The organism is Streptomyces sp. NPDC005070 (assembly GCF_053600395.1).
The window spans coordinates 61032-69237 of record NZ_JBSFZS010000034.1 but is presented as its reverse complement, the minus strand read 5'-3'; the positions used below and the strand labels follow the sequence as shown (position 1 = coordinate 69237).

7 protein-coding genes are annotated in these 8206 nt (G+C 71.3%); 3 read left to right on the top strand and 4 right to left on the bottom strand.

The window, feature by feature from the left end; all coding sequences use genetic code 11:
• Positions 1–138: 138 nt before the first annotated feature.
• Together ACWEBX_RS14380 and ACWEBX_RS14375 are read right to left on the bottom strand one after the other, a co-directional pair.
• Entirely contained in the window at positions 139–1512 is a 1374-nt protein-coding gene (locus ACWEBX_RS14380) for a hypothetical protein (RefSeq protein ID WP_451885160.1), read from the bottom strand.
• Positions 1513–1738: 226 nt separating this feature from the next.
• Positions 1739–2533, bottom strand: a complete 795-nt coding sequence (locus ACWEBX_RS14375) for a class II aldolase/adducin family protein (RefSeq protein ID WP_451885159.1) — start codon at positions 2531–2533, stop codon at positions 1739–1741.
• A gap of 154 nt (positions 2534–2687) precedes the next feature.
• Here ACWEBX_RS14375 and ACWEBX_RS14370 point away from each other — a divergent pair, with 154 nt between their 5' ends.
• Positions 2688–3158 (top strand): pyridoxamine 5'-phosphate oxidase family protein, encoded by a 471-nt coding sequence (locus ACWEBX_RS14370; protein WP_451885158.1) that lies wholly within the window; start codon positions 2688–2690, stop codon positions 3156–3158.
• A 56-nt stretch (positions 3159–3214) separates the two neighbouring features.
• Here ACWEBX_RS14370 and guaA read toward each other — a convergent pair whose 3' ends face one another.
• Positions 3215–4795, bottom strand: a complete 1581-nt coding sequence (gene guaA, locus ACWEBX_RS14365) for a glutamine-hydrolyzing GMP synthase (protein ID WP_451885157.1) — start codon at positions 4793–4795, stop codon at positions 3215–3217.
• Between the two features lie 329 nt (positions 4796–5124).
• On the opposite strand from guaA, the gene ACWEBX_RS14360 reads away from it, so the two are divergent.
• Positions 5125–5409, top strand: coding sequence for a chorismate mutase (locus tag ACWEBX_RS14360; protein WP_326785978.1), 285 nt, complete (start codon positions 5125–5127; stop codon positions 5407–5409).
• Positions 5410–5693: 284 nt separating this feature from the next.
• Here ACWEBX_RS14360 and ACWEBX_RS14355 read toward each other — a convergent pair whose 3' ends face one another.
• Positions 5694–6896, bottom strand: coding sequence for a hypothetical protein (locus ACWEBX_RS14355; RefSeq protein WP_451885156.1), 1203 nt, complete (start codon positions 6894–6896; stop codon positions 5694–5696).
• A gap of 217 nt (positions 6897–7113) precedes the next feature.
• On the opposite strand from ACWEBX_RS14355, the gene ACWEBX_RS14350 reads away from it, so the two are divergent.
• The gene (locus ACWEBX_RS14350) at positions 7114–8094 is read left to right on the top strand and encodes an LAETG motif-containing sortase-dependent surface protein (protein WP_451885155.1); all 981 of its coding nucleotides are present in this window, start codon (positions 7114–7116) and stop codon (positions 8092–8094) included.
• Positions 8095–8206 lie beyond the last annotated feature (112 nt).

Here is an 8206-nt window from a genome sequence, read left to right as displayed (position 1 = left end):
GCCGGTACATCGATGCCCGTCGCCACCGACGCCCACCCCTCACCCAACGGCGACGGGCTGATGCACCGGCACGGCCCCGACCCACCCACCGGAGCTGAACCCGAACCCGAACCCGGGCCCGGACCCGCGAGCGCCGGCTCAGTCCGTCACGTCGATCTCGTACCGGTTCGTCTCGACCCCCGCCGCCGTCACCACCTGCACCTCAACCCGCCCCGGCTCCACATCCACCGGCACAGGCACCGTCAGCACCGCGTCCGTGGGATTGCTGAACCCCCCGGACACCGGCACCAACGGCACATGCACATGCACCGCCCCGATCCGCACGACCATCCGCGACAACCGGTCCGCGCTCTGCGCCCCGGGCGGCACGAACCCGGCACCCCGGATCTCGATGTCGTCCCCGGTCCGGATGGGCGCGTCCAGATCGCCCGCCTCACGGGACCGGACCACGGAGAGAATCACCGGCCGCCCGCCCTCGGCGTACTTCCCGGCGAGATAGGTCGCGGCGGACACCAGCACCAACAGGGCCAGCCCCCACGGAAGATCGGGCAACTGCGACGGCCGCCGAGCCAGCCGCACCGCCGCGAAGACGAGAGCGACCCCGCTGATCACGACGTACTGGATGTCGGCGAAGCCACCGCGCCCCGAGTCGTCGGTGAGCAGGTCCGCCGCCCGCGGCCGGTCGGCGCGGATCTTCTGGAGCCGCTGCCCCAGTACCCTCAGCCCGACCACCCGCCGCACGAGCACGGCGACCCCGCAGACCACGGCGACGACGGTCACGACCCCGGCGGCCCGGGCGAGTTCGAACCCGGCGATGAGTTCGTCCCGGCGGCCGGGCGCGGAGGCCGCGACGAGCTGGCCCACCAGCACGAGCACCGCGTACACCACGAGCAGCACCCACCCGGCGGCCACCGCCCGGGAGGTGGAGAGCCGGTTGTCCTCGCCGACGACCGGCGCGAGGGCCCCGCCCCGCGCCCGGTGCAGCCAGGCCGCCCCGGTCAGCAGCCCGGCCAGCACGACCGCGGCGAGCAGCCCCGCCGTCCGTGCCGCCGTCCAGCCGGCCCCGATCGCGGTGAGCGCCTGCACGAGCAGGAGGACGACGACGGCGGCCCAGACGGTGTACGCGGTGTACCGCCACAGCCGGAACAGCCACGCCTCGCCCTCGAGACGCCCGCGTTCGGCCACGAGGTCGGCGGACTGGGTGAGTTCGTCGGACACCCACTGCCGGGACGCGGAGGCGGAGTGCGCGACACCGGCGGGCAGCCCCTGCCCGGACGCCAGCGCGTCGCGCTTGGCGAGGAACGCGGCGACGGCCCGCCGGTGCCCCGTACGCGCCCCGTGCGGACAGTCCCCGCACGTACAGCCGCCCTCGTGCCCGCCGGGCCCCCCGCCCGGCTCACCGACCGGCCCGCCACCAGGACCCCCACCGGAGCCACCGCTCCGCCCGGTGCCCGACCCGGACCCCGGCCCGGCACCGTGCCCCGCACCGTGTCTCGCCTCCTGCACCGCCACGCCCACTGCCGCCTTCCCGCGCCAGAACACACTCCGTAGAGCCGGAATGTCACGAACATCCGGCTGCCGCGCCCCCACCCGACAACTCTCCTGTGACGAAAGCGAATTGTGCCGTACTCGGCACCCCGCGCACGCGCCAGGTCGGTTCGGCGCGGGTGAAGCGAGTTACCCCTTGTTGACCGGCCGTTCCGGCGGACGTACGGGGAGATGGGCCAGATCCGTCGCCCTAGCTGAGCAGATCGGGCTCGCTGCGGCTGATGTCCTGCCACAGGGGCTGGTAGTTGATCCACGCCACCAGGTCGCCGCCGAGCTGTTCGCGGGTGGCGACCGCCTGCTTGTGGTCGATGACGAGGGGCCGGCCGGCGGCCTTCGCGCTGAGCTGGACCTGGCTCGACCGTTCCATGGACAGGAACCACCAGGCCGCCGCGTCCACCGAGTCCCCGACGGTCAGCAGCCCGTGGTTGCGCAGCACCAGCGCCTTGCGGGTGCCCAGCGCGGACGCGATCCTGCGGCCCTCCTCGGCGTCGACGGCGACCCCGGAGTAGGCGTCGTACAGCGCGTGATCCTCGTAGAAGGCGCAGCTCTCCTGGGTGATCGGGTCGAGCAGGTCGCCGAGGGCGGCGAGGGCGCGGCCGTGCACGGAGTGGCAGTGGGCGACGGCGACGACGTCGGGGCGGGCCGCGTGGACCTGGGAGTGCACGGTGAACGCGGCCTGGTTCACGTGGTAGCGGCCCTCGATCACCTGGCCCTCCTGGTTGGCCATGACCAGGTCGCCGACGGTGACGTGCTTGAACGGCATGCCGAACGGGTTGACCCAGAAGCAGTCGCTGTACTCCGGGTCGCGCGCCGTGATGTGTCCGGAGACGCCGTCCTCGAAACCGAGCCGGCCGAACAGCCGCAACGCGCCGGCCAGCCGCTCCTTGCGGTGCCGCCGTTCGTCGTCCAGCGACTCGTGCATCGGCGGCATGGCGAAGCGGAGCTGGTCGGTGGGGCGGGGCAGCGGCGGAGTGGACCCGTGCATATGTCCTCCAGCACTGGCGTGTTCGGTACGAGCGGAAGTTACCCGGGGTCAGCGCAGGAGAACAGGGGTGTTCCGTGAGAGAAAAATGTGGAACGCCGAGGAACACAGGCAATACCCGACAGGAGATGTCGGGTATGCGCGTCAGACTCGCGGCATGAACTGGGCAGCACTCTCCACCGCCGAACCGGCCTTCGCCGGCACCGTCGAACAGCGCTTCGGCGCCTTCACCCACCACGTCCTCGCGACCCTCCGCAGGGACGGCTCGCCCCGCACCTCCGGCATCGAGGTGCGTTTCCTGGACGGCGAGCTGTGGCTCGGCATGATGCCGGACTCCCTCAAGGTGCTCGACCTGCGCCGCGACCCGCGCTTCGCGCTCCAGGCGAACCCGGGGGCCGGTACGGACATGGGCGGCGGCGACGTACGGATCAGCGGGCGGGCGGTCGAGGTGGGCGACGGCGTCCCCGCCAAGGCGGCGTACGTGAAAGAGGTGGAACCGCCGGAGCCGTTCCACCTCTTCCGCACCGAGCTGACGGAGGTCACACGGACCTGTGTCGAGGACGAGACGTATCTCGTCGTCCAGGTCTGGAAGCCCGGCGCGCCGGTGCGCACGCTCAAGCGGACCTGAGGGGAAGGGTCACTCCCCCGGCGGGACTCCCCCTCGGGACTCCCCTCGGGAGGGGACTACTCCCACTCGATGGTGCCCGGGGGCTTGCTCGTCACGTCGAGCACGACGCGGTTGACGTCCGCGACCTCGTTCGTGATGCGGGTCGAGATCTTCGCCAGGACCTCGTAGGGCAGCCGCGACCAGTCGGCCGTCATGGCGTCCTCGCTGGACACCGGACGGAGCACGATCGGGTGGCCGTAGGTCCGGCCGTCGCCCTGGACGCCGACGCTGCGCACGTCCGCGAGCAGGACCACCGGGCACTGCCAGATGTCCCGGTCGAGACCGGCGGCGGTCAGCTCCTCGCGGGCGATGGCGTCGGCCTGGCGGAGCAGGTCGAGACGCTCCTTGGTCACCTCGCCGACGATCCGGATGCCGAGGCCGGGGCCGGGGAACGGCTGGCGCTGGACGATCTCGTCCGGCAGGCCGAGCTCCTGGCCGACCATCCGGACCTCGTCCTTGAACAGCTTGCGCAGCGGCTCGACGAGCTGGAACTCCAGGTCCTCGGGGAGGCCGCCCACGTTGTGGTGGGACTTGATGTTCGCGGTGCCGGTGCCGCCGCCGGACTCGACCACGTCCGGGTAGAGCGTGCCCTGGACCAGGAACGCGACGTCCTCGCCCTCGGCGGCCTCGGCGATGATCTCCGCCTGGGCCTGCTCGAAGACGCGGATGAACTCGCGCCCGATGATCTTCCGCTTCTCCTCGGGGTCCGAGACACCCTTGAGCGCGGTGAGGAAGCGCTCCTCGGCGTCCACGACCTTGAGCTGAACGCCGGTCGCGGCGACGAAGTCCTTCTCGACCTGCTCGGTCTCGCCCTGGCGCATCAGACCGTGGTCGACGTACACGCAGGTGAGCTGGGAGCCGATGGCCTTCTGGACGAGGGCCGCGGCGACCGCCGAGTCCACTCCGCCGGACAGACCGCAGATGGCGCGCTTGGTGCCGACCTGCTCGCGGATGAGGGCGACCTGCTCGTCGATGACGTTGCCGGTGGTCCAGGACGGGGTGAGACCCGCGCCGCGGTAGAGGAAGTGCTCCAGAACCTGCTGGCCGTGCGTGGAGTGCATGACCTCGGGGTGGTACTGGACGCCGTAGAGCTTCTTCTCGTCGTTCTCGAAGGCGGCGACCGGGACGACGTCCGTGGAGGCCGTGACGGTGAAGCCCTCGGGTGCGGCGGAGCAGGCGTCGCCGTGCGACATCCAGACCGGCTGCTCGTCCGGGGTGCCCTCGAACAGGGTGGAGCCGGACTTCGAGACGTGCAGCGGCGTACGGCCGTACTCGCGGGAGCCGGTGTTGTCGACCGTGCCGCCGAGGGTCGTGGCCATCAGCTGGAAGCCGTAGCACATGCCGAAGACGGGGACGCCCGCCTCGAAGAGCTCGCGGTCCAGGCGCGGGGCGCCCTCCGCGTAGACCGACGAGGGACCGCCGGAGAGGATGATCGCGGCCGGGTTCTTGGCGAGCATCTCCTGGACCGGCATGGTGCTCGGCACGATCTCGCTGTAGACCCGGGCCTCACGGACGCGACGGGCGATGAGCTGGGCGTACTGCGCACCGAAGTCGACGACCAGGACGGTGTCGGGGGCGGCGGGGGACGCTTCTGGCACGGTCTGCCTTCCGGCGGTGAGCAAAAGGGTGTGTACGGCCGATTCTACCGGGGGCCGCGGGGGGCCCGGCGCCCACGGGGTTCCGGACGCCGGGTCTCACCATCCGAACCGTCTTGGCCGCCGCCGCCGCGGGCGTGCATACTGCCGACATGCTCACGCACACGACCTTCCTGTTTACCTATGGCAACCGGCCCACCGGCTGCCATGGTCGTGCTGCTTGAGCAACTGACAAGCGACTTCCCAGGCGCCCCGGGCCGACAAGGCCCGGGGCGTCTGCCGTTTCCGGGCCGGGTCGCTCCGGGGCACCCCTTCTACCGAGGAGCCCCACCATGGCCGACGTACTCGACAAGACCGGCGCCCGCACCGACGAGGCCGCCGACGTGATCACCGGTGCCCGTGAACGCATCGACGCCCTCGACGACCGGATCATCGGTCTCGTGCAGGAACGGATGGCCGTCTCGGCCGTGATCCAGGAGGCGCGGATCACGTCCGGCGGCCGCCGGGTGAACCTCTCCCGCGAGATGGAGATCCTCGGCCACTACCGGGACGCGCTCGGCAAGCCGGGCACCTCGCTGGCCATGATCCTGCTCGAACTGTGCCGCGGCCGGATCTGAGACCCGCACCCGGCGTACGCACGTACGCATCCCCTCTCACCCGTACGGCGCGTATCCGGGGTGCCGCGGACTTCGTTTCTTCTGGTGTCCGTGTCAGCCAGGGGCGGGCCCGAAGGAACCACGCGTGGCTTCACTGGAGCGATGAGACGTGCGGATCGTGCCGTGCGTCGTGGGACCTCGCTCCAGGTCGTGTGACCGGACGGCAGGGGACAGCAGCCCGGTCACTCAAGAGAACGGCCGGCCCCGGGGACGCCCGGGGCCGTCCGACGGACCCGTTCGAGCCGTCAGGTCCGGGACACGGTGCCGCATCCGGCCGAGGAGGACCCGAGGCCACCGCTGCGGTCGTACGGATCGGTGGTCGGACCGGTCGGCGCCGCGCCGCTGGGAGCGGCCGCCGAGTCGAACTGCGGATGCAGGAATCCGTCGTAGACGTCGCAGGCGGAGTTGCCGATGTTCTCGTCGTGCTTCTCGACCGTCAGTCTGCCCGGCGTGACCAGGTACTTCCTGGGGTCGAGGAGCTCGACGTCCCAGACACGGCGCACGATGGTGCGGGTCACCTCGTTCTCGTTCCCCTGGGCAGGGGACACCGGGTAGACGAAGGTGTAGTCGGCGTGGATGGCCACGCCCCCCTTCTTGCCCTCCTCGAACGTGATCCTGCCGCGCACCTTGATCACCGTGCCGACGAGGCGCACCTCGCGCGGGTCGAAGCGGCTGAACAGGTTCAGCGGATTGTGCCCCTCGTCCGGGGAGTTCAGTCGGCGGTCGATGTCCGCGATCATGCCGGGCTGCTTGGGATCGAGCACGGCGATGGCCGCCTTCGGACGCTCACCGCGCAGGGTCCCGGGGTCGAGGTTGGCCCCGACGAGCAGATTCTTGGTCTGCCGCAGCGCGGTGGCCACCTGCGCCTTGGTGAAGGCGCCGACCGGCTCGGCCGCCGGGACGACGACGGCGTCGGCGCCGCCGGCCCAGCGCTCGGCGGGTGACCCGGCGAACGGCCTCTGCCTGGTGGGTGTCCGCGAGGCCGCGGCGGTGGGCGGCGCGGTCGGGGCGGCGGTCTCGGCCGGCAGTTCGGGGCCGGCCGACGCGGAGGCGGAAGAGGACGCGGACGAGGTGCCGAAGAGGTCGCCGGGCAGCAGGGACGGCTTCATCGCGACGACGGCCACGGCGACGGCGAGCGGGACCCCGAGGATCGCCCACAGTCTGCGGCGCCGGGCGGCACGCCCGTCCATCTCCCGCCAGGCGGGACCCGTCCGCCAGCCCTCGGGCCGCGTGGCCGGACGCGCCTCCTTGCGGGCGGTCCGGCGGGCGGCCCGCGCGGCCTCCCGCTCGTCCTGCAGGCGCAGCCGTTCCGTCACCATGCGCGCCCGGGCGGACGGCTCCTTGGGGGCCGAGGCGCGGATGTCGCGCTCGCTGTCGCGCGCGAAGCGCTCCCACACGTCGTCAGGAACCGTCGGCTCCCCGGATTCCCCGGGCTGTTGATCAGACACGAAGCTCTTTCTAAGTGTCTCGAACGGGCGTGCGCAAGCCGCACATGGATGTGACCCAGCACACATAAGAATCTCGTCAGATCCAGGACAACCATTCTCAGACTTCGCCGGTCTCATCTGCAGAACCAACGGTCACATCCGCGCCCACACGCGGACGGCCACCCACAAACTCCATAGTCGCGCCGAGTTCGCGGCGCACTGGATCACCGAGGTCTTCATGAAGCTTCGCCGTGCCATGGCCACTGCGGCCGCGACGGCTGTCATAGCACCGCTCGCGTTGCTGTCGGTCGCGCCGGCCGCGTTCGCGGAAGAACCGTCCCCGAGTGCGAGCGTGTCCGAGTCCGCGACCGAGTCGGCGTCGCCGAGCCCGAGCGAGTCGACCCCCGAGGCGACCGACGAGGCGTCGGCCTCCGCGTCCGCCTCGGCCTCCACCTCCGCGTCCGCTCCGGCCCCGAGCGACTCCGCCTCGGCGTCGTCCTCGGCCTCGCCGAGCGCCTCTGCTTCGGAGTCGGAGTCCCCCGAGCCCGAGCCGTCCGACTGCTCGGACTCCAAGGTCCAGGTCTCCATCAACGGCCTCCCCGGCAAGATCGCGGCGGGCAGCGGATGGCACAAGTTCTCCCTGGACGTCCTGAACAACTCGGACTCCACCCTGACCGACCTCGGCTTCTTCGCGGGCGCCTCGCCCGACAAGAACGGCGAGGACATGTTCAAGAGCAAGCAGGTCCAGCTCCAGGCGTACAACCCGGACGACAAGGTCTGGGAGAACGTCGACGAGGACGGGTACGCGGTCGGCTTCGTCGGCTACACCGACGAGCTCAAGCCCGACTACGAGGTCGACATCCCGCTCCGCATCAACGTGAAGTCCAGCGCCCCGGTCGGCGCCGGCTTCTCCCTCGGCGCCAGCATCTACGGCGACGCCGACTCGGAGTGCGTCGGCTACGGCGAGGTCGCCTACAAGTTCCAGATCGTCGCGGCCGGCACGGACACCGACGGCACCAAGCCGCAGGGTGGCGGCAAGGTTCCGGTCTCGGACAAGCCCGCCGACAAGAGCAACACGCCCTCGGTCGACGGAAGCCTCGCCGAGACGGGCTCCAGCTCCGCGCTGCCGATGATCGGCCTCGCCGGCGGTATCGCCGTCGTCGCCGGTGCCGGTGCGCTGGTCGTCGTCCGTCGCCGCAAGGCCGGCGCGAACGCGTAACACCGCAAGCCGACACGACCGCTCGCGCGCGTCGGTCACGTACGAAGAGAAGGACCTGCGCTCGGAGGGGGGCGCAGGTCCTTCTTTTCGCTGTACGGGCTTTCGCTGTACG

Excerpts from the sequence above, each read along its gene's own strand:
- ACWEBX_RS14350 (WP_451885155.1), top strand. The coding sequence starts at position 7,114 with ATGAAGCTTCGCCGTGCCATGGCCACTGCGGCCGCGACGGCTGTCATA.
- ACWEBX_RS14370 (WP_451885158.1), top strand. The coding sequence starts at position 2,688 with ATGAACTGGGCAGCACTCTCCACCGCCGAACCGGCCTTCGCCGGCACC.
- ACWEBX_RS14375 (WP_451885159.1), bottom strand. The coding sequence starts at position 2,533 with ATGCACGGGTCCACTCCGCCGCTGCCCCGCCCCACCGACCAGCTCCGC.
- ACWEBX_RS14360 (WP_326785978.1), top strand. The coding sequence starts at position 5,125 with ATGGCCGACGTACTCGACAAGACCGGCGCCCGCACCGACGAGGCCGCC.